The organism is Dapis purpurea BLCC-M126 (assembly GCF_050015975.1).
GTDB lineage: Bacteria > Cyanobacteriota > Cyanobacteriia > Cyanobacteriales > Microcoleaceae > Trichodesmium.
This window is the reverse complement of sequence record NZ_JBNHER010000290.1, coordinates 1-23,756: the sequence shown is the minus strand read 5'-3', so window position 1 is coordinate 23,756 and position 23,756 is coordinate 1. Positions and strand designations below refer to the sequence as shown.

General features: G+C 36.2%; 21 protein-coding genes, 1 tRNA gene and 2 pseudogenes. 9 read left to right on the top strand and 15 right to left on the bottom strand.

What is annotated here, in order from left to right:
- Positions 1-126: 126 nt before the first annotated feature.
- The 4 genes and pseudogenes from ACP6PL_RS26455 to ACP6PL_RS26440 all read right to left on the bottom strand — a co-directional run bounded on the left by ACP6PL_RS26455 (position 127) and on the right by ACP6PL_RS26440 (position 3,729).
- The gene (locus ACP6PL_RS26455) at positions 127-2,631 is read right to left on the bottom strand and encodes a CHASE2 domain-containing protein (RefSeq protein ID WP_426548320.1); all 2,505 of its coding nucleotides are present in this window, start codon (positions 2,629-2,631) and stop codon (positions 127-129) included.
- Between the two features lie 159 nt (positions 2,632-2,790).
- Positions 2,791-3,246 (bottom strand): annotated as a pseudogene (locus tag ACP6PL_RS26450) (four helix bundle protein).
- Positions 3,247-3,281: 35 nt separating this feature from the next.
- Positions 3,282-3,431, bottom strand: a complete 150-nt coding sequence (locus tag ACP6PL_RS26445) for a hypothetical protein (RefSeq protein ID WP_426548319.1) — start codon at positions 3,429-3,431, stop codon at positions 3,282-3,284.
- A 19-nt stretch (positions 3,432-3,450) separates the two neighbouring features.
- The gene (locus ACP6PL_RS26440) at positions 3,451-3,729 is read right to left on the bottom strand and encodes a hypothetical protein (RefSeq protein WP_426548318.1); all 279 of its coding nucleotides are present in this window, start codon (positions 3,727-3,729) and stop codon (positions 3,451-3,453) included.
- A gap of 626 nt (positions 3,730-4,355) precedes the next feature.
- Between ACP6PL_RS26440 and ACP6PL_RS26435 the strand changes: the two genes are divergently transcribed.
- Positions 4,356-4,592 (top strand): DUF4145 domain-containing protein, encoded by a 237-nt coding sequence (locus ACP6PL_RS26435; RefSeq protein WP_426548317.1) that lies wholly within the window; start codon positions 4,356-4,358, stop codon positions 4,590-4,592.
- A 433-nt stretch (positions 4,593-5,025) separates the two neighbouring features.
- Here the strand turns inward: ACP6PL_RS26435 and ACP6PL_RS26430 are convergent, their stop codons facing one another.
- Entirely contained in the window at positions 5,026-5,646 is a 621-nt protein-coding gene (locus ACP6PL_RS26430) for a transposase (protein ID WP_426548322.1), read from the bottom strand.
- Positions 5,647-5,737: 91 nt separating this feature from the next.
- Positions 5,738-6,181, bottom strand: coding sequence for a helix-turn-helix domain-containing protein (locus tag ACP6PL_RS26425; protein ID WP_426548321.1), 444 nt, complete (start codon positions 6,179-6,181; stop codon positions 5,738-5,740).
- 169 nt (positions 6,182-6,350) lie between these two features.
- Here ACP6PL_RS26425 and ACP6PL_RS26420 point away from each other — a divergent pair, with 169 nt between their 5' ends.
- The gene (locus tag ACP6PL_RS26420) at positions 6,351-6,488 is read left to right on the top strand and encodes a hypothetical protein (RefSeq protein ID WP_426548316.1); all 138 of its coding nucleotides are present in this window, start codon (positions 6,351-6,353) and stop codon (positions 6,486-6,488) included.
- Positions 6,489-6,829: 341 nt separating this feature from the next.
- Here the strand turns inward: ACP6PL_RS26420 and ACP6PL_RS26415 are convergent, their stop codons facing one another.
- The 3 genes from ACP6PL_RS26415 to ACP6PL_RS26405 form a co-directional block, all read right to left on the bottom strand.
- Complete coding sequence (locus tag ACP6PL_RS26415) at positions 6,830-8,242, bottom strand: serine hydrolase (protein WP_426548315.1); 1,413 nt, start codon at positions 8,240-8,242, stop codon at positions 6,830-6,832.
- A 594-nt stretch (positions 8,243-8,836) separates the two neighbouring features.
- The gene (locus tag ACP6PL_RS26410) at positions 8,837-9,583 is read right to left on the bottom strand and encodes an RNA methyltransferase (RefSeq protein ID WP_426548314.1); all 747 of its coding nucleotides are present in this window, start codon (positions 9,581-9,583) and stop codon (positions 8,837-8,839) included.
- A gap of 213 nt (positions 9,584-9,796) precedes the next feature.
- Complete coding sequence (locus tag ACP6PL_RS26405; protein WP_426548313.1) at positions 9,797-10,585, bottom strand: HAD family hydrolase; 789 nt, start codon at positions 10,583-10,585, stop codon at positions 9,797-9,799.
- Positions 10,586-10,982: 397 nt separating this feature from the next.
- Here ACP6PL_RS26405 and ACP6PL_RS26400 point away from each other — a divergent pair, with 397 nt between their 5' ends.
- Positions 10,983-11,450 carry a GNAT family N-acetyltransferase gene (locus ACP6PL_RS26400; RefSeq protein WP_426548312.1) on the top strand — a complete coding sequence of 156 codons (468 nt, stop codon included), beginning with the start codon at positions 10,983-10,985 and terminating at the stop codon, positions 11,448-11,450.
- Positions 11,451-11,584: 134 nt separating this feature from the next.
- Here ACP6PL_RS26400 and ACP6PL_RS26395 read toward each other — a convergent pair whose 3' ends face one another.
- Together ACP6PL_RS26395 and ACP6PL_RS26390 are read right to left on the bottom strand one after the other, a co-directional pair.
- Positions 11,585-12,208, bottom strand: coding sequence for a PAP/fibrillin family protein (locus tag ACP6PL_RS26395; protein WP_426548311.1), 624 nt, complete (start codon positions 12,206-12,208; stop codon positions 11,585-11,587).
- Positions 12,209-12,746: 538 nt separating this feature from the next.
- Positions 12,747-12,932 (bottom strand): hypothetical protein, encoded by a 186-nt coding sequence (locus ACP6PL_RS26390; protein ID WP_426548310.1) that lies wholly within the window; start codon positions 12,930-12,932, stop codon positions 12,747-12,749.
- Between the two features lie 183 nt (positions 12,933-13,115).
- Here ACP6PL_RS26390 and glyQ point away from each other — a divergent pair, with 183 nt between their 5' ends.
- From glyQ to ACP6PL_RS26370, 4 genes and pseudogenes are all read left to right on the top strand, one after another.
- Positions 13,116-14,015, top strand: a complete 900-nt coding sequence (gene glyQ / locus ACP6PL_RS26385; protein ID WP_426548309.1) for a glycine--tRNA ligase subunit alpha — start codon at positions 13,116-13,118, stop codon at positions 14,013-14,015.
- Between the two features lie 318 nt (positions 14,016-14,333).
- Positions 14,334-14,809, top strand: a pseudogene (locus ACP6PL_RS26380) (DUF4079 domain-containing protein).
- A 145-nt stretch (positions 14,810-14,954) separates the two neighbouring features.
- Positions 14,955-17,408 carry a ComEC/Rec2 family competence protein gene (locus tag ACP6PL_RS26375; protein ID WP_426548308.1) on the top strand — a complete coding sequence of 818 codons (2,454 nt, stop codon included), beginning with the start codon at positions 14,955-14,957 and terminating at the stop codon, positions 17,406-17,408.
- A gap of 193 nt (positions 17,409-17,601) precedes the next feature.
- Positions 17,602-17,686: transfer RNA gene (locus tag ACP6PL_RS26370), tRNA-Ser, on the top strand.
- 176 nt (positions 17,687-17,862) lie between these two features.
- On the opposite strand, the gene ACP6PL_RS26365 is transcribed toward ACP6PL_RS26370, so the two are convergent.
- From ACP6PL_RS26365 to ACP6PL_RS26355, 3 genes are all read right to left on the bottom strand, one after another.
- Positions 17,863-18,723 (bottom strand): alpha/beta fold hydrolase, encoded by an 861-nt coding sequence (locus tag ACP6PL_RS26365; RefSeq protein ID WP_426548307.1) that lies wholly within the window; start codon positions 18,721-18,723, stop codon positions 17,863-17,865.
- Between the two features lie 424 nt (positions 18,724-19,147).
- On the bottom strand, positions 19,148-19,588 hold the full coding sequence (locus ACP6PL_RS26360; RefSeq protein WP_426548306.1) for a hypothetical protein: 441 nt from the start codon (positions 19,586-19,588) through the stop codon (positions 19,148-19,150).
- 246 nt (positions 19,589-19,834) lie between these two features.
- Complete coding sequence (locus tag ACP6PL_RS26355; RefSeq protein ID WP_426548305.1) at positions 19,835-20,311, bottom strand: hypothetical protein; 477 nt, start codon at positions 20,309-20,311, stop codon at positions 19,835-19,837.
- A 433-nt stretch (positions 20,312-20,744) separates the two neighbouring features.
- Between ACP6PL_RS26355 and ACP6PL_RS26350 the strand changes: the two genes are divergently transcribed.
- Positions 20,745-20,927, top strand: coding sequence for a hypothetical protein (locus ACP6PL_RS26350; RefSeq protein WP_426548304.1), 183 nt, complete (start codon positions 20,745-20,747; stop codon positions 20,925-20,927).
- 295 nt (positions 20,928-21,222) lie between these two features.
- Positions 21,223-21,672, top strand: a complete 450-nt coding sequence (locus ACP6PL_RS26345) for a universal stress protein (RefSeq protein ID WP_426548303.1) — start codon at positions 21,223-21,225, stop codon at positions 21,670-21,672.
- Between the two features lie 556 nt (positions 21,673-22,228).
- Here the strand turns inward: ACP6PL_RS26345 and ACP6PL_RS26340 are convergent.
- A complete protein-coding gene (locus ACP6PL_RS26340) occupies positions 22,229-23,605 on the bottom strand; it encodes a pyridoxal phosphate-dependent decarboxylase family protein (protein WP_426548302.1) in 1,377 nt (458 codons plus the stop codon).
- Positions 23,606-23,756 lie beyond the last annotated feature (151 nt).

The following is a 23,756-nucleotide window of genomic DNA, read 5'->3' as shown; positions in this document are numbered from 1 at the left end:
TTTAACCAGAGGTAATTATCAATTATCCATTATCAATTATCAATTAATGAACCAGCATTTATTCACGGAGGAAAAATTCAGTCAGAGATTACTTTTGAATTTTGACTTTTTGGGCGATACAACACCTCAATTTTTTAAAGTTGACTTGGAATTGATCGAGTATAAAAATACATAAATCCAAAATGTCAGACTAGGTAATAACCAAGGTAATAAAATAGCTGCTGAAATGTATATTTGTAGAGAATAAATACTATAAATTAGAGTTAATAAAAATAGTAATGATAAAATAATTTTATTTTTTTGTGTCTTAGATTTAGAGTTATTCTCTAACATTAATACCACTCCTTTTCCTAAAATAGCAGCTACCCCAATTAGCCATAAATTAGGAATAGGTATAACTAATCTCTGCTTAAGGAAATGATGAACCAGATAAGCATGAACTTCTCCCCCTGTAAATGCTCTACTTAGATCGGGAGGATTTTTTTGAGAACGCCAGTAACCAACAGCAGGAGGTAAAGGAAAATTATCTTCTCCAGGAGTTAATCCTGCATCTTTATATCCAGCAGCAATAATTACTATTGATGGGCGTTTATCTGTTAAAATTTTTGGTAATAGTTGGGATTCACTACTCTCTAAAAGTTGCCAAGCTGGTAGACGTAGAAAAACTGCTTCTGGAGGAATAGAAAAATCTATAATTGGATGCAGCCACATTTGCCTTAGTCGATAAGAAAACTTTGTTAAAGATTTTAACCGAGATGAGCTAGAAGATAAATCAAAAAAGTGTTTACCTGTAGTCTGAGCAATATGATTTTTGACTTGAGATAACCAATCAATTGAGGAATTAATCTGAGGTTGCAGCAAATTATCAGATTGTTCAAAGTTTAATAAGTGAGCAACTGTTAACAAATAACCAAAGGGCAATGGTGTTTCAGTGGAATCTTGGCTTGGTAGGAGTGTTACATGGGTAACGTAACGTTCATAACCTACTACGCTAACATTTCCCTGTAGTCGCCACTTAGGGGAAGCTAACTCTGGTAATGCTTCAAACCAACCACCAGATCGATTGCGGGATGTGGCAAATATAAACCAAGTATTTTGTTTTTCTATAGATGATCGTAGAGTCTGGGCGAGTTTTTTGTCATTTTCTGGTTGATAGCGATCTAAAAGATAGTCAATACCAATGATATTGGCATTTATCGTTGTTAATTGATCGATAATTTTGGCCATATAACTACGATCCATTGGCACAGGATCGGATATTTTGGCTTTTTTAATCGAATCTTCATCAATTTCTACTAACAGCACAGGCGGTGAATTTTGCCTTTCAACTTGGTTGGTATATTGACGATACATAGCTTGTACTAATACTCGTTTCTCAATCAAAAACCTTTGAGTTGAAAGTTGCAAACTACAGAAAATCAATGTACTTATAACCATCGCTTCTCTTTTTGTAGGCAACCACCTTTTAAGTTTATGTTTCAGACTCGATGCTTGGAGACAAAATAGTGGTGCTTCTGGATGGCGAAACAAAGATGGTATTAAATATGTGCTGGGATAGGTGAGATTTTTTTCTAGTTTCAAAAATTGACACGCTGATAATAATGATTCGTGAACATCTTTGTATTTGGCTAAACTTTGGAGAAATCTTACTAAAAATTCTTGGGCGACTTGGTTATGAATTGGCTCTCGCATGACTGCAACTTGACTTAAACCCAAGTCTATCAGAGCATTGGCAATACTTAAACCACTACAGGAGTTGAAGATGGCAAATTGTAAACCCCTTTGTTTGGCCATAGTTAGGGGTTGGGAAATTTCTGTGATGGATAGGGTGGTGCCGGGAGCGATCGCTATTTCCCCACCTGTATTAAGAGTTTCATTACTGTGTCCGGCAAAAAATAAAATATCCCACCCACGTTGATCAGTTATTGCTTTAACAATTTTTTCTTTTAGCTCTGCTTGAGTTTCTTGAGGTTGCCAACCCACAAACTCTACTTCAGCTATTGGGGAAAGAGATTTTACTGCTTCTTTATCTACCTGAAAATTTAAACCTGTATCATCTCCCAATATTGCCAATACCCTAGCTTTACTTCGACGGCACTCAAATTGATAATTTATTGTGGTGTTGCGAATATTAATTGGTTGGCGGGCAATTCTAATTTTGCTAGATGCAGCAAATTCCGTAATTTCCCATGCTTCCCAGGGTAAACGACATAATTCTTGGGAGTTGCAAGTTATAAAGATATCAACAGTTGATACATGAGTTTTGTGTTGTGATGGTAAACTTTCTGTTTTTTGTTTAGCTGCTTGAGCAATGATTGCTCTAATATCATAAAGTTCCTCATGTCGTAACCAACGATGAAACTCACACAGAAGTTTTGCTTCTGCTTGCACCAATTTTTGATGCCAATCAACTTGTCTCGTTATTTTTCCTGTATTTACTACCCTTCCCCGTAAGGCTTTGTGATAAAAATTCAGATATTTTTTTTCCCAATCTTGGTAAGATATAGTGAGACTTTCAGGATAAGGTAGACTGACAGTTAATTGTTGCCCCATACCCCAAGCAAGTTCAAACAAGCATAGTTTTTCCACTTGTTGAATCTTCAAGTAAAATCTAGTGGCAGTCTGAGTCATACTAAATCCGTTTAGATATGAGGTTGATTAAAAGGGTAAGGGAGGAGTCAGGAGACAGGAGTTAGGAGTTAGGAGTCAGGAGTTAGGAGTTAGGAGTCAGGAGTCAGGAATCAGGAGTTAGGAGTTAGGAGTTAGGAGTTAGGAGTTAGGAATCAGGAGTCAGGAGTTAGAAGATTGTCTACGTTGTTCAATTGCAGCAATGTATGAATCTAGTAATTTAGTTACTTCTTCTAAATTTAGTAGAAGTTCTGAAGTATCTCCATATTCAAGGTCATTTGCTAGAATTAAGTAATATCGACTTTCTTCTAAGGAACCTTGTGCAATATTCAAGAATCGAATAGCAAATTCTCTTCTCCCATTTGACTCCTTCTTCCTCCTTTCATTCTGACTCCTGACTCCTGTCTGCTGACTCCTTCTTCCTCATAACCCTTTTTTCCGAAAGCCTTCTGCTATATTTGCTGGCACTGATACAGACGCTCGTCTCAATTGAGAAGTTAGTCCGTAAGTTTCAGTTTTGGGAAAGTTGCTGCTAAAGCGGTATACCTCTAAAACGAGTTGATGTGCTTTTTGCCAAACTATCAAATCCTGAAAACTTTTAGCAGATTCTCTCTTCATTCTGACTCCTGACTCCTGTCTCCTGAATCCTTCTTTCATTCTGACTCCTGTCTCCTGACTCCTTCTTTCATTCTGACTCCTGTCTCCTGACTCCTTCTTGAGATCACCTGAAAAAAATTAGCGATCGCTCCAGTTTTTTTCCGGAAAACAAGCGATCGCTTTAGTAAAAAGTAGAAAAAAGCCATATTGGACATTCCTCTCTACTCAAGCCCAACGTATATTTCTTGCTAATCTGAGATTATGTATCCAAGGTTGATGAGCTAATTCTGTAACTGCTTCAGGTGAAAGTTTAGCTGTAAAAGTACATCGTTGATGATTTACCCCTCTCACACCTAGTTTTTGTAAAAAATTTGCCTCTATTTGATTTGGCACTTCTGTTGTCCGCACAAAAACTTCCATTGGCTGTTTTTGTGATGGTGGTGTTTTATTCAAGGCATTCACTAAACCTGGATCTAATTTACGATAATCTGTTAGGTTTTCCATTTTTTCATAGCGCTCCTTAGAGATAATAACTTATCTCCGTTTTGGGCCTTATTTTTTATATTTACTTAAATTAGGTCTTCTATATTAGCAGTAGTTTAGCATTTTAATCAGGGTTGGTCAAGAATATTAGCTGGATCTTAAAAAGAATTAATTAAAATCAAGACTTACGCAATGAAACTAATTAATATTTTCTGAATTCGGAATTAGGTAGATAGGAAAATTTATAATTATCAAACTTAACTGTGTGAAACTAATCCCCCCCAAATCACTTTATCAAAAACCGATAATTGTACGCAATCTCCTTAGTATTATTTTAAACAGGACTTACGAACCCCACTAATTATAGTGAAACACTCAGATGCTGAAATTACTTATCAAGCTCAATTAGTTTTAGCTAGTTCTCCACGTACCAGCTTTATTTTATGCAGAGCAGTATTATACCAATTTTATAAATGTTTGCTACAAATGGTAGAAATAAGGAAGAAGGAAGAAGCAAGAAGCAAGAAGGGATAAACATTCAAAAAAAAAGGGAAAACGATAGATATAACTATCTCACATGAATTGGAGCAGCTATTTTTCAGCACATCCGATCAAGAGCTACCTTTTCGTAGCATTCTTTTTTAAAAGTGGTATTAGAAGAAATTTGCCATTACTTTAAAATTCCCATTGAAGCTACAAACAACAAGGATAAAAGTTATTTTGTTAATCTTTCTGATAGGCTTACCCAACTATTTGAGCAGGAACAAATGTCAGAAGATTTAAGAGAAATAATTCAAGGTATCAGGCAATTAGGAAATGAGGGAGCACATTCAGAGCATCTTACTTTTACAAAGCAAGTAATATCATGTCCGGTTGAACAGTGATAATTAAAGCTCGTAGTAGGGCTTTAGCCCTAAGATAGGTATTTATCGGGCTAAAGCCCTACTATAAACAAAAACTTTTTTATCACTAATTATCCGGACATGATATAAATGTAGAAGAAGCTAATAATTTGTTGGAGATTGTAAATTATGTAATAGAGCAATTATTTGTTCATATATTTGTTCATAAATATAGACAACAAGAAGCAGAAAAAGTATTGGAAGAACTGAAAAGAAAAATATTGAAATCAGAGTAAATGATATGACTAGTGCAGGATGGCAGAAATAACTGACCAGTAGGAGTAATGCCTTCTTCCTGAGATAGAATAGGAGGGAGGTGCGATCGCTAGCTCAAATAAATGGTCTCAAGCCAAGCTAAAAATGATGAGCATTCAGTTTGATGCTTGACCAGTATGAGCATGGCATCTAAATCTGCTTAATCATTCTCTGAAAACCCCTGAAACTTCCAGACAAAAGGTCTTGCCAGAGTACAGTTGAAATAGTCAATAAAATTCAGTATCTTTTGCTTGAGGTCTGAGGTAGAAGAGAAACTGCTACGCCGGAGTAAACGCCTGGCCAAAATAGAGAACCAACACTCAATTTGATTCAGCCAAGAAGTATGTTTAGGGATATAAACAAAGCGAATCCGGTGAGACTCGTCAGATAAAAAAGCAGCACGAGTTGCCATAGACTGGAGAATACCTGATTTCTGCTTTACCCCCAAATCAGTCTGAATACCACAACGTTGAGCTACAAGACGGACTAATGATTCAGATTTATGAGTATTGAGTTGATCGACCAGAAAAATCCATCCTCCATCAGCATCAGTATCGATAGTCTGTTCAATGTGTTGCAGAAAATCAACTTCTGTGCGAGTTGCCTGAATCGAAGGAGCAATTATTTGTCCTTTGGCAATATGCCAGTTAGCTAACAAACATTGAGTGCCATGGCGAATGTACTCAAATTCAGTGCGTTCGACTCGCCCTGGCTCTATTGGTTGAGTGGGAAAAATTCTCTCATTAGCTTGAATATTCGTCATTTCATCGGTACTAATCAAATGGATACCTTTTTCGAGTAATTCTTGAGCAGATAGATACAACCGACAGATAGATTTAACCTGGTCGCGAAAAGCTACTGGAGCAGAGGGATTAGAGTTTAACCAGTAACGATGACGATGAGGTTGTAGAGTCGCTTCCTTTTAAAAAACGCCCCACACTGCGGGGTGAAATCTTCTCAACAATCCTTCTCTCTATAGCTTCCTTTGCTAGCTCTGTTGGAGTCCAATGACTCACTGGCCGTTGAGATTGTTTCGGGTCTTCACAGGCCATTGCTACGATTTGGACCACTTGTTCCACGGAGAAAAATTTGGTTGTTCCAGGGCGGGGAGCGTCACTGAGAATGTCTTCTATCAGTTTCCTTAACTTCTTGTCGCTCACCTGTTGAGTTTCAGCACTTGCAAGTTCTTCAGAAGCCTCCAACCATCTTTTTCGCCACTGCCTCACTTGCCTTCGATGCAGTTGTAGTTGTTCACTTATCGCTGTATTGTTTGTTCCAGAAGCAGCAGCTAGGATAAGTTTTACCCTTCTGACCAGGCAGGCGATAGGAATTGCTGGTCTGACTGGCTAGAACTTGCAGTAGACTTTTCTGTCTTGGCGACAGGATTATGGATTGAGCTTTGGGGACAGGCATCTAGAATGGGGTTGACTGGGCTTCCACAAATTCTAGTTTACTCCATAAATCACTTTTTTTAGTGGTCACTTTTTGGGACTGGCCTCTCCGATGCGATCGCACCTCCCTCGTATTCTATCTCAGGAAGAGGGCATTGCTCCTACTGGTCACTTATTTCTGCCATCCTGCACTAGGATGTTTAACCAAGACAAGCGTCATTATCAAACTTAACTGCCCAATTAATGTGACGGGGTTGCACATTAAAGAATGATAATAGATTTTAAGCTGTACATATTGTTGAGGAAACATTATCCAAAAATATCTACTTTTGGATTTAATCATTCCTGATTGTGCAACGCCAATGTGACTGTAGCGATCGCCTAATTTTTTAGAGATACCAAATGGGTTCTATATAAAAATTATTTGTTATCTTGGCAAAGGAAAAGGAGAGGGTTTTTGGCAAAGGAGTTCAGAATTCATAATTCAGCAGATGGAGAAATAGAATAGAGTAAAAAAGTAGAAAAATGCTCCCATATTTACCATTTTTCCATTTCCCCTAGTCCCTACTCCCTCTATTCTGAGGACTTAAGATATTGATAAGTTTCTTTAGACACCCCGCGAATCAAGTCTACAGCATCCTGATCATCATTCGGACGCTTCACCAGTACAGCCAATAGATAACGCTTGCCATTAAGTAAATCAATCATACCCACATCCCCCAAGACAGACTTCAGATTACCTGTCTTGTGAGCAACCACAGAACCTCTACCTACGCCTCTAGGTAACAAAGAATCATTTCGAGTTCTTTCCATAATCCGAAATAAGCGATCGCGAGACTTCAGCGACACCAAACCACCCTGATTTACCTGTGAAATTAAATTTATCAAATCCTTGGGAGTCGTTGTATTAGTTCCCGATAAATCTGGTAAAGGATTATTAATAACAGTATTCTTCAAACCCCAACTCTGAAACAACTGATTCAAAACATCAGCCCCACCAAGAGCTTCAATCAACATATTAGTTGCTGTATTATCACTGATAACGATCATTTTCCTCACAGTTTGCAAGGCCGTATATTTGACACCAGGCTTCCGAAACTGCATATCTCCCGAACCCTCAGCAACATGAGATTCCTCCATTGTTAACATATCATTCAATTTGATTCTTCCCTGATCCACCGCCTGGAAAAAGGCTACTAATATCGGCAATTTAATCGTACTAGCTGCAGCAACAGCAGCATCTCCATTAATATCTACATAAGCACCAGTATCAGCATCAATCAGAAATACTCCTGGTGTTAGCTTTGGGTATTTAGCTATTACTGTATCTAACTCTGTTTTCAAAGCTGCCATTTCCCTAGTTTGTTGTACTGCTAAAGGTACAATGGAAGGAGATTTCCATTCTTGATTTGTCTCTACCTCACTATTTGCCGCTTGAGAGATCAGGTTAGAACTATTGCCAGGCTTCAATATTGATAGTACTGTTCCACCAATCACTGCTATTCCCACACCTAAGATTAACATCCGAGTTGCGTACAGCAGCAAAGAAGCAGAACGGGAATTCTGACGAGTTGTAACTGGTGATTTTTTCGTTGGTAGTGATTCAGAAATAAAAGATTGAGCTTTTTCTGGTCGTTTTTGGGGGCGAGCAGATGATGTGGGTTGTTGTTCTGCGATCTTCCTTAATCTCGCGAGTTCATCTAATCGGCTACGTTTAGCCCTATGAGACTGAAATTTAGGAATCTCTTGTTTTAAAACTCTGGGTGCAACAGTTTTCTTTTTGGAAGGTACTGGCCTGAGAAATGTTTGCGTTTGCTCAGAAGCTGGAAGTGGAAACTTAGCTACATTACGCTTTTTCTTGAGTGGTAGCTGGGGTTGCAGCCGATTACTAGGCGTTTTAATATTAGACTGCTGCGACTGAGAGTCTGATTTAGTAGTAGAAGGTACTACCGAAAGAATTGATCGATTACGAAAATTCTGAACCACTCCAAACACCTTAATATATAACTATAATTTTATTGATTAATCTCTTGCAAAAATATCAAAAGCTACCTCGACAAAAATAATTTTTTCTTTGATTGGATAACCTAAAAACTAGAGGAAATTCAAACAATTATCTCTGTTAATTTATGACAGTTTTTGATATTATTAATAGTGAATTTGTCTGATAATTATTATTGTCACTACACTCCACAGTTGTTTGGTTTTAGGTAGCAGATTTTTCCCAACACTATTGCAAAGCAATCGGGTTGAAAACCCCACCGTTATTAGCAGTGTCCACAATTGGGTTGGGGTTGAATCCAAGGACAAAAATTGAACCTAAAACCTAGCACCTACAACCTAAAACCTTATTCAAGACTAGGCTCTGTACCAAAATCACTAGAAAATTAGCTTTGAACAGAAGCACTTAGCCTCACTAGCTTAGTGTAAATCACCTTATTACTTTAGCGCGAGTCGTACCTATTTTTACCTAGTCCAAGTCAAATAACTACCTGATGGATAAATCCTGAAGGTTTTCATAAGGAACTTAAACTTGGCGGTGGGACATTCCTCTTAAATTAGAATACCCAAAGCAGAAAATTAACTATCATGCCGATCATAATTAGACAGTGCCCAATTGATTTGTCTAATCATTCCCCGTAACATTGCCACTTCTTGAGTAGAGGGATAGGCACGGTTGTATAAACGACGGAATTTTTCCATTCTGCTGGATACTGTATGGGGATAAAGATAACCTATTTTCAATAACATGGTTTCTAGATCCTGATAATATGCTTCTAAAACATCTAGGGAGGCTTCTAAATCAGGATTGGGTTGGCTTTGAGGACTATTATCCTGATGAAGTTTTGCTTGATATAGCTCATAACAGCAGATGGCTACTGCTTGAGCCAGGTTTAGAGAGGGATAGGCATCATCCGATTGAATACGGACAAATCTTTGGGCGTAGTTTAATTCTACGTTAGTTAAGCCTCGGTCTTCTCTACCAAATATTAAAGCTGCTGAGTGTCCCAGTAGCCAAGGTAGGGAATTTTTTGGGTTTTCTAGGTGGGTGGGTAATGAGCGGTCTAAGGATGTAGTAGCGATCGCCCTTTGACATCCTTTTAGAGCTTCTGGTAATGTTTGGACTATGGTCGCTTTTTCTAAAATTTCTGCCCCATGAACTGCCATTTTTCGGGCTTCTGTTCCATAAGGGTCACATTGTGGGTTGACCAAGACCAAATTGTAGAAGCCCATATTTTTCATAATCCGGGCTACAGAACCAACATTTAATGGCCCTTGGGCTTCTACTAATACTATTCTAATTTGTGTTGATTCTGGTTGAAGCATAATTAATTTTAAATTAAATTTTTCAGATTATAGTTTTAAATAGTAATACTAAATCCAGTTTGTTCATTAATGGATAATGAATAATTGATAATTCTTTTTGTTTTGCTTTTCGGCATTTAACATTGATCTATAGAAATAAAAGTTACTTACAAAATAATTTTTCCTATCTTTGGTGTAAAAATATATTCCCTGTTCCCTACGATGTACAAAAGTCTATATTTTTTCCACACCTATGTCTAATAATAATTCTGCTAATTCACAAAAACCTTCTGCTTCTTTTTTGCTAGTAATATAGACTGGCTGATAATTTAGTTTATGAGCATATTCAATAACATTTGCTACCCCGACTGACAAAGGAAATTTACTTTCTTCAAATAAACTTTCATCATTCGGACTATCACCAACTGTAATAATTGTTTCTGTTGTCAACTCAGGGAAATATTTTGACAAAACTTGGAATAATCCAGTAGCTTTATCTTGTTCTAAAGGTTTGATATGACATTGGACAGTGCTATAGGTAAAACCATAACCTTTTGTTTGACAAAGGTCTGCCATTTTTGTTAGTTCAAACAAACTCAAATCCTGTATATCAAAAGTCCAATCTGTTAATCTAAACTGATTATCAACAGATGGTTCAATTTGCGGAAATTGACTTTTTAAGTATTGGAAAACGTCAGCTAAATTTTGTCTGTGTAGAGCAATATTTGAAATAGAAGTTAAAATTTCAGGTGCTTCACTATGAATAGGATAAAATAAACCACCATTTTCAGCGATCGCTCCTACTATAGGCAAATAATTTTTGATAGTTTGTACCCAACCAGCAGAACGACCTGTAATTACTAATACCTGGATTTTTGCTGCTGCTAACTTTTCTAGAGCGAGAAAAAGGTCAGAAGTAAATTTACCATTTTTTGTTAATGTACCATCCATATCAGTAGCAATAAGTTTAATATTTTTTAGGCTAGTTTTTGCTATTTTTTCAGTGATAGGAGTAAAATACATAATCAATATTTGTGGATGATAATTTCTAAACTTTTTAGATTATATAGTAATCTTCAATTTGTTTTCAACAATTAAGAATTACCTTTCCTTGAAAAGAAGAGGATTGACCCTTAAGGAAAATTTTTTTTCTCCTTTAAAGGAGAGGCTTTAAACCTTAGTTATTCAGTAAAAATTTCTATATAGCAGTACAGATTTAGCTTAGGACACTGCTAAAGACTGAAACTTAGTCAGATATTACTTTTTACTGTTGACTTTTGACTTCTAACTTGCGCGTAGCGCTATAGTAGTCAATCTTAACTGAAAACCTTTAAAATTATATAATTGTTAGGATGGTAAGGTAAAGTTTAATACTAATTTCTACTCCCTACTCCCTATTCCCTATTCCCTAGAACTGAAAATGACAGAAATAGTATTACCAAATTCCTGTAATCTTAGACCTGCATCTGCTAAAGATATTTGGTCTATCCGTAAGTTAGTTTTAAGTGCTAAACTTGACCCGACTCAATTAAGTTGGCAACAATTTTGGCTAATTGAATGTGAGGGAAAATTAGTAGCTTGTGGACAGTTGCGTAATTTTGAAGATGCACAAGAATTAGGTAGTTTAGTAGTTGTAAAAGCTTGGCAAAAATGTGGATTAGGCACAACACTTACAAAATATCTAATTCAACAGGCAAGCAAACCTTTATATTTGGAATGTATAGGTCAAAAATTAGAATATTTTTACAGTCGCTTAGATTTCGTGCCTATTTCTTTATCAGAATTACCTCAATCTCTAAAGTTGAAATTTGCTATACCTCAATTAGGCAGGAAAATATTCAAAATTCCTATTATAATTATGGAGTATAAAGGAAATAAATTAACGTAAGCATTTCCTGCGCAATACTGCCCAAAAAGCTGTCAGTTATAAGCTATAGCAATCCTAAATAAATTGTAATATTTTATCGTAGGGGTTTAGTCTCCAAACCCAACAAAAATGGGATAATACTAAGAGCTGAATGGTTATAGGTTAGCTTTATTGAGAATAAATAAACTTTCATCTCCCCCACGTCCAATTCTGAAATTTTTGTCTAAATAAGTAACATCAAGTGTGGCAACTCTACCTTGAGGATTGTTAGCTGCTACAACTTTAAAGGGATTTAGTTTAGGGGTGTCAATACCTAAAATTTTTTCAATCGCCAAATAACGTTTATCAAAATAAACATTGATGCGTTTATCTGCTAAACCAGATTTATTTATAGCAGCTTCAAAACTAGCAGTTACTTTTACATATCCTGATATTAATTTCAGAGGATGTTGTACTTGAGCGATATTAAAAAATGTTTTATTCGCAACATTAATTGCTTGATAAACTTTACCTACTTTTAATCCCAAAGGTAGAGAATCTAAAGAACGGATTTCTCTAGCTGTAGAGTATATAAGTTGCCAAGTTCCATCTAATAAATTAGGAGTATGGAGGAGAGGTTGAGGATGAGGATTGAGACTTTCTAAGTCTGTTGTTAACTCTTCAATTTCTTTCTCTAAAGTTTTGTCTAACTTCAAATTAGTAACAGGAGAACCATCATTTATAGTTTGAATATTTTTGATGGTCGCTTGTAATTTTTCCTTCAAAAGTTGATTATTCATATAATTAAAGGGAATAGGGAATAGGGAACAGGGAATAGGGAATAGGGAACAGGGAATAGTGGGAAATAATTTATAATTTATAGATAATAATGAACTTGATTTGTGATTTTTGGAGAGGTTGAATATACATTGACTAAAAAAACTGGTTTCTGGGTTCATCTTCGTAAGTCTTGATTAACTTAATAATTCATCTACCGGAAGACTAAAACCATCTAAAACTTTTTGAGTATTAACAACTTGCCCAGAAATAAAAATAAGTCTCGATTCTTGAGTTACAACAATTACCCATTTATTCTCAGGAAATACTAACCAAACTTCTTCCCCTCCAGACTCTAAATATTCTTGTGCTTTGCCAATAATATCTTCAGCTCAATCTGTAGGAGAAATAATTTCAGCACTTAAAGGAAAGCTTTGAGCTAAGACTTTTTCATTGCCAAACTCTGTCTCTAATTCTGGATTAAGATAACCAACATCCGGGTAATGTCCTTGCTTATTTGTGCGACAAGGTACATCAGTATAAACTTTTCCACCTTGCCCACTAGAATCTTTGTAACTTCTCCAATAAAAGTAAAGATTTCCTTGAATCCGACTTATGCTTAAGAGTCATGGCATTTTTATCCAATAATTCCCCATCCACCCATTCTTTCTTTTCAGGAGGATTTTGTACCCAATTTTCTAAAGTATATTCTTTTGGTTGTTTCAAAACAACTGGGGATGTAATCATTATTAATTACCTCTTTTGATTCCTAATTAAATTATAGTAAAAAATCGATTTTTTTTCTGGTTGACAATACAATTGTTTTATGTTAGACAATATGATAAATGGGAAAAATTAAAAGAGTATTTTGCTCATAATATCCCAAATAATGCCATAATTTCAGGTAAAATAAAAACCTAAAAAGAGTAAGTGAACTTCCAATCAGTCATAGCCACCTTAAATCAATTCTGGAGCGATCGCGGCTGTCTGATCGCTCAACCTTATGATACGGAAAAAGGGGCGGGCACAATGAATCCCCACACCTTCCTGCGGGCTATTGGTCCGGAACCTTGGTCAGTTGCCTACGTTGAACCCTGTCGTCGTCCTACTGATGGACGTTATGGAGAAAACCCTAACCGCTTTCAACACTACTATCAATATCAAGTTTTAATCAAACCTTCTCCTAATAATATTCAAGATATTTATCTTGACTCTCTCCGCGCTCTGGGTATCCGTCCAGAAGACCATGATATTCGATTTGTAGAAGATAACTGGGAATCTCCCACTCTGGGTGCTTGGGGTGTTGGTTGGGAAGTTTGGCTTGATGGTATGGAAATTACCCAATTTACGTACTTTCAACAATGTGGTAGTATAGATTGCCGACCAGTGTGCATTGAAATCACCTATGGTTTAGAACGCCTTGCCATGTATCTCCAGGAAGTTGATGCTATCACTAAAATAGCTTGGACTGATAACGTTACTTATGGAGATGTTTATCTTCAGGGAGAAATTGAACAATGTACCTATAATTTTGAGGCATCTAATCCTGACTTTCTGTTTACTATATTTGGTCTCTATGAAAAAGAAGCTGAACAACTCATAAAACAAGAATTAGTCTTACCCAGTCTCGACTATGTTCTCAAATGTTCCCACAGTTTTAATTTGCTTGATGCTAGAGGAGTAATCTCGGTTACTGAACGTACTCGTTATATTGGCAGAATTCGTAATTTAGCACGGCAAGTGGGTCAACTTTACTTAGCACAACGGGAAAGTCTTAACTTTCCACTATTGAAAGGAACTGTGGAAGCAGCTTCAATAATTAACAATTAATAATTAATTATTACCTCTTCTGTAATAGAAGGATTGATTAAAGGAAATTTAAACGATATAAAGCAATCTCAAACCATAATTGATATTTCCTGAAAATGGGTAATATCAAATCCGCTTGATTTAGAGTTGCTAGATTCATTTATAGGGTAGGTGTTTGGCGACCAAACCCCTACGAGGACTTGTGCAGAAAACTTGTTTTTCGACGAAATTTTGTGATTTAAAAAACAATAATCAGGACAATAAATCCGGTTTCTTGTTTGAGTGCCTGAGTTCTGTTAAACTTGTAAACTCGATCCTAAAACACCAGAGAGAAGAAAAATGGAAATCAGACAATATTTAGAACCAATAGCTGACATATTCAGCAACCTTGGTGTGCCAGAACCAATTGTACATTGGGGACACCCACTAATGATGGGGATCGTTATATTTGCTATGGGTAGTTTTGTTGGTTTCACCGGATGGCGTAGACGAGTAGTCACTGATGAAGCAATAGCTCTCGAAAGTGGTTCCAATCATCGGAAAATGGCACCATTCATGTTTCTATTTATGGCATTAGGTTACACAGGTGGAGTATTATCTCTTGTGATGCAGAAACAAGAAATATTTGAAAGTCCCCACTTTTGGACGGGTTCAGTTGTATTAGCATTGCTGGCAGCAAACGGTTTCATTTCCCTGAAAAATTTGGTGGAAATCAAGCTGCATTGAGGACTACTCATGCTTATCTGGGTAGCATTGCACTATTTATTATGTTTGTTCATTCAGTCCTAGGTTTAAGACTAGGTTTAGCTATCTAAATTATTGATCGTTCATGGTAGTTAAACGTTAATGTTTTTAACATAAAAATATCATCAGGCTCGTAGTTTTGCTCTAGCCAAAATATTTAAGGGGATAGAGCAAAACTACAAACAAAGGTCTAACTCCCTTCTTCCTTACTAAAAAATGAATCAAGCTTTAGCGCTCGTCATCTGCCTAGCCTACATAATGGGGCTAATATCTACTATTGTACCTTGGGGCATATATGCTGTACTAACTATAGGATTAGTATTAGCAATTATTGTACAACAAAGATATCGACAAAATTTACGCAGTTCAGCTAAAGTAATCACAATTTCTCAACAAAAAATCAATTCTGAAGACTTACTCAGAAGTGGTGACTTTCCAGATTCACTCTCCAAAAGAACTAGAAAATCACTGCTAAATTCAAATTGGTTGTGGATAATTGCTGGAGCGATCGCTTTTATTGCCAGTATTTATTTTCAATTTCGAGTACCCCAACCTACAGTAAGCGATATTAGTAAAATCATTCCAGTTGATGGTGAATCTCAGCAACAAGTAGTTACGGTTCGTGGAAGAGTTATTTCCTCTCCGCGCAAGACTCGCTCAGAAAAAGCGCAACTTTGGCTAAAAGTAGCTCAAGTAAGTGAAATAGTTGGTACTGATGGTTCGGCAAATGTACACCAAGATGTTACAGGAAAACTTTACGTCACAGTCCCCCTTCTGCAAGCAACAGGTATCGATCCTGGTGAATTAGTGGCAATAACCGGTTCTTTATATAAACCATCTCCAGCAACTAATCCTGGAGGGTTTGATTTTCGTGCTTATTTAGCAAGACAAGGTTCTTTTGCTGGGGTTACAGGTTATAAACTTACTACTACTAATCAAGAAAGTAGTAACGCTTGGGGATTATATAAGATTCGACAGCGAATTATTCGCGCTCAGGTAAGTTTATTGGGAGTGCCAGAAGGCCCTCTGGTAAGTGCAATGGTTTTAGGACGTAGAGCTGTCGATTTGTCTTATCAACTACGAGACCAGTTTGTGCAGGTGGGTTTAGCTCATATATTGGCAGCATCAGGTTTTCATGTTTCCCTAATTTTGGGTGTGGTGTTGACTTTGACGAAAAATTTGCCTTCAGGAGCAAGATTTGCTTTTGGTATCTTTACTTTAATTATCTATGTGGGTTTGACTGGTGGTTCCCCTTCAGTATTGCGAGCAGCTTTTATGGGTTTAGCAGCTTTGCTGGCAATTGTTTCCCAACGCCAAGTTAAACCATTAGCTTCTCTAGTTTTGGCTGCTACTTTGCTGTTATTAATCAATCCTCTATGGATTTGGGATTTAGGATTTCAGTTGAGTTTCTTGGCGACTTTAGGATTATTGGTAACAGTACCACCTTTAATGAAACGCTTAGATTGGTTGCCCTCTGGTATTGCTTCTTTAGTTGCAATTCCCATTGCTGCTTCTGTTTGGACTTTACCTCTATTGCTATCTGTGTTTTATGTGGTTTCGCCCTATACTATTTTGGTAAATATTATTACTGCACCTCTGGTTGCTGTAATTACTCTAGGTGGATTTATTAGTGCAATGCTGGCTTTAATTTCCCCTTATGTGGGTAGCTTGAGTGCTGGAATTTTGTATTTTCCAGTTAGGATTTTGATTGAAATTGTGCATTTTTTTAGCAAGTTACCGGGAAATCAAGTGGCAGTGGGAGCAATATCAGTTTATCAGTTGGTTGTGCTATATGGGTTGATTTTTGCTGCCTGGTTTTTGAGAAGTAAACCCCCAGAAGGAAATAAGGGTAAGAAGAAAAAGTTGCCTCTGAAGTTTTGGCAGTGGAGTGCGATTTTGGCGATCGCTATTATTATTATTCCTCTCTGGTATACTAGGACTTCTGTGTTTCAAGCTACGATTCTTAATTCATCCTCCGAACCAGTGTTTGTAATTCAAGACAGAGGTAAAGTAATTCTGGTTAATGTTGGAGATGAAAATACATCCAGGTTTACTGTATTACCATTTTTACGGCAGCAAGGTATTAATAAAATTGATTGGTCTATTGCTGTTCATTCCCAAAAAGGTCTGAGTCGGGGTTGGTCTAATATTTTTGATAGCTTGAGAGTTAAAACTTTTTATGATGTAGATGCTGATGATGAAAAGAATTATCAAACTAATAATCAACCTGTATTTAATGCTCTGCAAAAGAGTCAGGCTAATTACTACACTATGGTAAATAATCAAAACATTGAGTTGGGTTCTACGCAGATGAAATTAATTAATTCTGAGACTCCAATTGTAGAATTTATTATTCATGGCCAAACTTGGTTGTTATTGGGAAATGCTAAACTATCGGAGCAGAGTAAGTTATTAGCAGCAAGAAGTTTTCAGCAGACTCAGGTACTTTGGTGGCCTGGAAATAAGCTGAATCCAGAGTTATTGAATATTATTCGGCCAGAAGTAGCGATCGCTTCTTCAGATTCTGTCCATCCAGATATGATTGAATTTTTTCAAGAAAATAATATTCCTCTATTTTGGACAGGTCGTGATGGTGGGATTCAATGGACTCCTGTTACTGGCTTTCAAACAACTTTAGAATCAGATCAGGTTGATAGTTCTTTTCTTTGATATTAGAGAATAGGGAACAGGGAATACAGAAAACAGCTAATAGAACAGAAAAGCCTGACAAACGCTATAATTAAAATAGTTATATTTTGCTCATATTAATGGCCAAAGCCCCAATAAGTCAATTTTGACCAAAAAATAAGGTCTCAGACCTTTAACCTTAGCGGGAGATACTGATAACTTATAACTGAATTAGGGAGAGGTGGCAGAGTGGTCGAATGCGGCAAACTCGAAATTTGTTGAAGGGAGACCTTCCGTGGGTTCGAATCCCACCCTCTCCGTTGAAAATTATTTAAGATAAATTTTTCTTTCTGATTTTTCTATTCTTTTACTAATGTGAAAACAAAATTCACATTATATTTAATTTATATTTATAGATGTTTAAAAAGAGCTTATGCAATTCATTTTAGACAGCTATATTTATCTTTTTTTTCATCCGACTTCCAACCTTTCCTTTTTATCCTTTGTCAACAACAAATCCAATAATAGTATCCAGAAGCGCTTCTGGTTCATCAACCCGAATTAAATGGCCGCTATTTTTAAAGATTCTTAAATCTGCATTGGGAATAGCTGTAGCGATTTCTGATGATAATTCTGGGGGACAAATCCAATCATGTTTTCCTGCTATTACTAAAGAAGGAGCAGTAATTTTATGTAGTTTGTCTAGCACATTGTAAGAACGTAAAAAGCCACCAAAGGCAACATTAATAGCATCGGGAGATAAAATAGTTCGGCTCCAACTTTTTCCTGGTGTTTCTGGTTTATAGGTGATTGAATACATAGGCATCATCACCTGAAAATATTCTTTGAGTTGGGCCTCATTCTCAAATTTACCATCCCATAAAAATTTAGCTATCTCTTGTTGTTCTTTTGTTCCTTTTTCAGCTAGATTAACTTTGGCTAATTCCAAAAAACGATAACTTCCAGCAGTAGCAATGACAATTAAAGATTGAACATTTTCCGGATAACGCACTGCATAACTAAGGGCGACCATTCCACCATAAGAAGTACCAATAATTACTATTTTTTCCAATCCTAAATATTGGCGTAATGCCTCCATATCTTCCACATTATTCTCTAGGGTATAAGTTTCTTTTGGTCCCCTTGCCGATCGCCCTTGTCCTCGGTGGTCAAAATAGACTAATTGTAATTTTTGACTGAGACGAGAAAAAGTAGGTTTATAAGAAGTATGGTCTGCGCCTGGACCGCCATGAATTACAAAAGCAATGGGTTTTTCTTGCATCCGATCGCCATCTGGAACTAGGGCAGCACCTTCAATATCAAAATAGATTTCTGTATCTCGTATTTGAGCACGCATTTTTTTGACAAATAACTGTAAAATTAAAGTTTTTTCTTATGAAATTATCTCAAGCAAAGAATAAGCTAGAGTGCTTAATATTCAGTATGTTCGGTGGGTTAAGGCAGACAGTTAGGAGTTCGCAACTTATAACTATTGCCGCCTAAGCCATCCTACCGGAGGATTTAATATTTATTTAACAAACAGTCTCTGAGACTAAAGCTAATAAATTTTTAGTGGAATCTGCTCAACAAAATTCCCGAGCCACACAACTTAAATCATCTCAAATATGAGGCTAGGAAAATACCTGTACTTTCAATATTTTTCTAATCAAAAACTTTAATTAAATTGAATTGTGATACACACAATCAAAGGAGATAAATACTCGAAAACTCTCTACTTTTTTTTTACTTTCCCTGAAATTGTCAATCAATACTACCTAATTTTATTTTCCCTGATAGATAATTTGTTCTTCCTGAATAACTAGACCATTTATTGCCATACTAAAAGAATTATCACTCACCATAAAAGTTTTATTACCATGAGTTGCCAAATATCCTTGGTTAAATTCTACAGGTAACTTTAAAACTTGATTCGGATTAGATTTTCTGCCAGCAATTAACATTAATTTTCCGTTTGGTTGACGACAAATATTTGCAAAATAGTTCTTTGATTCAAAATAATTTACCTCAGACCAATTGGCTCCACGTTGGGAACAAATACGCTTATTATTGCGGGGCGATTCAGCTAATAATATTGTGTTTTGCTCTGCCTCTAGATTGTTGCTAGATGCTAGAACCTTAGATGAAAATGTAGATAAAAGAAATGCCATTATGGCAAACATCCCTAATTTTAAGAACTGTTGATTAGTCTTGACAAAATTCACAGTTTAGTCCTCTGGTAAATGAATAAATTAGTTCGTTCTATGATACATGATCGGAGCCAAAAAATAAATATTTTATTAAATCTATATAATTGGATAAAAGGCTGATCTGGCAAAGGCTTGATACTAATGTCTGCAAAAATCAGTTTGATGACAGACTGATTTGTCTCATAGTTGTACCCATAGTAGAATATACCTAAAAAGTATCTGTATTTTTAAACTTTATTTAAAGAAAAATTAATCGTTATACTACCTCTCTTGACATATTTTTTCAGAAAATTGACTACATAGATATATCACTTGCTCTTCACTGATAGTCTTAGCATTTTTTACAATACTAAAAGTAGCACCTGTTACAATATATGTAATATCTCCATCCTCAGCAACATATCCGGTTCCTTCTTCCACCATTGCAGTTATTTGAATAGCATTTTCAGGATTAGCCTTTTGACCGCCAATATAAATTAATTTACTATTCTGTTTTTGGCAAATATTGGCAAAAAAATTAGCTGTTTCTATATAAAAAGATTCAACTAAAGGAGGATTTTCTTGTGAACATATCCGCCAATCAGCTCGAGATAATTGGGCTAATAATATAGCATTTTTATCTGTTCCTCCAGGGGGCACAGAGTTTAAAATATTAACTGAATTAATTAATAATACAAATGGCGCAATAGCAAATATTATAAACTTAGTGAAAAATTGATTGATTTGCATAAAGTTCATAATTTTTAAATTAGTCTCTAAATGTTAAACAAACTAACATTAATAATAACTATATTCTATAAATGATTGTTTATCTATTATCAATTTGCTGAGAAGGCAGAGATATTAATTCAACTAAAGCAAATGGAATGAGAGATAAAAGCCACATAAAATATTTGCAAAAACAATACAACATTAAAATACAAAAATGTCATCATAATCATTGTAGAAGATACAAAGATGCTTACCTTTTATTGGAGGAAACTTAAGTAAAGTATACCCATCAAAAATAACATGAGCAACTTGCCTCTAAAACCTACAATCCAGGTAAATTCTTGAGAAAAAATAACATCGACTGAAGGCGCAATTTCTATGTGGGAACTTCGTAACCGCGTTGCTGAAAACGAGATAAATTTGAAGAAGCCCTCAGCATTCCAAATTATAAAGGGTAATAATGTTAAAAAAGGAAGACTTAACTCAGCGTCCGACAGCGGAAAAATTGTTAGCTGCTTTCAATGGAATTACTCTATATTTTCATGGAGATGGGTCAACTGAAATCAGTTCTCTTAATTTTCTTCAGCGACAAATTTTATCTCTAATGAGAATCCCTGAATCTATCTACATTTTTCCTCCGTGAATCACTGCCTCATGTGACTACAACCGCTATAGTTATTACTATGAATGAGTTTTAGCTAAATAAATCTGTTAAACTTTTTCTAAATAAGCGAACCGTGAGTATTGAATTTTATCTCGGCAAAGTCAGTAGTGTTTCTCAAAACCTTGTTGACCCAAGCAATTTATGGATTTTTATAATATAAGGCTCTCTATGCTTCCTAACCCTTATGCTTTCTGCCTTGTCTTCTAATACAACTTCCCGTCTAAAGTAGATTTAGTATAACATTGCTATATCGAATTACTAAGCATAATTAACAATGAAAAATATAGTTGTTGCCATTGACTTTTCTCCAATAACTCCCGCCATTATTACTCAAGCTGAAACCCTAGCCCAAGGTTTTAAAAGCAAACTATGGTTAATCCATATTGCCGAACCCGAACCTGATTTTGTTGGCTTTAAAACTGGACCACAGCCCAAGCGAGATCATTGGGCAGAAGAGTTTCGTAAAGAACATAAGCAGATTCAAGATTTAGCAGAAGAATCACGGCAAAAGGGTTTTGATGCAGTTGCTCTGTTAACTCAGGGTTCCACAATAGAGACTATATTAGCAGAGACAAAAAAATTAGCTGCTGATTTAATTATAGTCGGATCTAATGGGCGCAGTGGTATTGAGAAGTTGTTTATGGGTAGTGTCAGTGAGGGTATTTTAAAAGATGCTCTTTGCCCAGTTTTAGTAATTCCTGCTGTAGCTGAAGTCAGAAGTTAGAAATCATAATTCAGAAGTTAAATTATTGCTGTGACTAAATTTGAGAGGTATCAGAAGATTCTAATAGTCCTGACGAATGCTATATTTGCGATCGCCAGAAAATTGAACCATTCATCAAACTTCAACTATGATTGCAGCTAATTAATCATACTGACTCAGGACTTACGCAACGGTACTAATTATAGTAGGTGCATCTGGAATAATGACATTTATACGCTATATATAGCGGTACTGCGTAAGTCCTGATCAAAAAAAAGATGCAACGTCCCAGATTCGTAACATTCTTTTTTCAAAATGGTATAATAGATATCTCAGATAATTAAAATAGGTATTGGTTAATCAAGCTATGAAATCTAAAGAGCATAAAATATAAAATACTTTTTAATTAGGAGTTAGGCAATTCCCATTTCAAGAAAAATCATAGCCAAAATCACTAATGCCTAAAAATAAAATCAATTATCAGCCATAAATTATCAATTATTTTCCCCGAATACCTACTTCCTTGATTCTGGATATATCTAATTAAAATCATATACTCTTCCAGTTTACCTAGCTGTCATACTGAAACATTAGTTTTGTAGCTAGTTAACACTTTATTAGTTACTAAATCTAGGATATTCCAAATACGATCTATCCAGTCCAGATGTTCGGGTTTTATTAAACACGAACGTAGACAGGTTATATACTTCACATCCCAATTAATTTCTGGTGCAGTATCTGCAAAAAGTTCTCTCGGAAGTTCAGCCATTGCTAGGTGTAAATTTTGTAAAGCAGATTCTCTAAAGATTTCTTTTGATCTTAATGAAATCTCACTGGCATTCTTAGCTTTTGGAGCCCAGACTACGATGTCTAGTTCTGGTGGAGAAGCCACTATAAATCGTGAATCTTTTTGTATTCGCTCAAAAAGAAGCAGTGCTGCTTTTCTTCCCTTACTCAAATCTGTCGCAAATTTACCACTTGATGTTAGCGGAAGTAAGCGTTGAGTTGCCCAAAGAGCAACGGCTGATGCCCCTGGCCTCGAACATTCAAAGCTGATTTCACCTAGATGAAGTTCATTAGAGCTGAAGTAAGTGTAGGACGCATCGCGTTTATATATCTTACCAATAGAAGGATCTTTAAAAATAATGCAGCCACAGCCATAAGGCTGAAGCCCATGTTTATGAGGATCGACAACAATGGAATCAACTTCTTTCAAGCAGTCAAAAATAGTTCTAGTTTCAGCATCAAGGTTATCCACCAAGGTGAAATAACCCCCATAAGCAGCATCAGCGTGGATTCGGAATCCATATTCAGCTTGAAGTTCAAGAATATCTGGTAGGGGATCTACTGCTCCTGTGGCTGTTGTCCCGATGTTAACAATAACTGTTCCAATATCTTCTTCCTCAAGAATTTTTTTTAGGCTTGACACATCCATTCGTGCCCGACTATCACAGGGAATAGCTTGAAAAGGAATACCAAGGGCACTACAAATCCTCTGATGCGTGTAGTGTGATTGATTTGAGGCTACAACTTTCTTGTTAGGTACTAAAGTTCTTGCTATCCATAACCCTTCTAGATTGGCCATTGTTCCGCCACTAGAAAGATGGCCTAAATGGAGATCCCAACCAAATATCTTCGCAATTTCAGCAACAGCTTCTTTTTCCATAGCTGAACTGGCCTTACCACCATCAAGAGCATGATTATTCGGATTTATCCAGAGAGATAGGGTGTATGCAAGTCTGGCAATTTCTGTGGGAGGTTTAATTATTTGTCCAATATAGAGAGGATGATGATATGGATAATTATTCTGCATCCGCTCTGCGACTTCCAACAGGACTATTCTCAGAGCGTCTAAGTTAGCAGTGTGTTCAACTTTTGGTAGACCTTGAAAACCTATTTCTAATTGTTCCAACCCCTCTAGCAGTAATTTTAAACTTTCTTTTTCTAATGTCATTATACTTCGTCCGAAAATTAATCTTAAACCTTTGAAGTTATACCAATTTCCTAAATTCCGACTACAGATAATGCCTCAAGAAGCAAAATCATATCCTGTATAGAACCCATTTGGTATCTCTAAAAAATTAGGCGATCGCTAACCTCTTAAG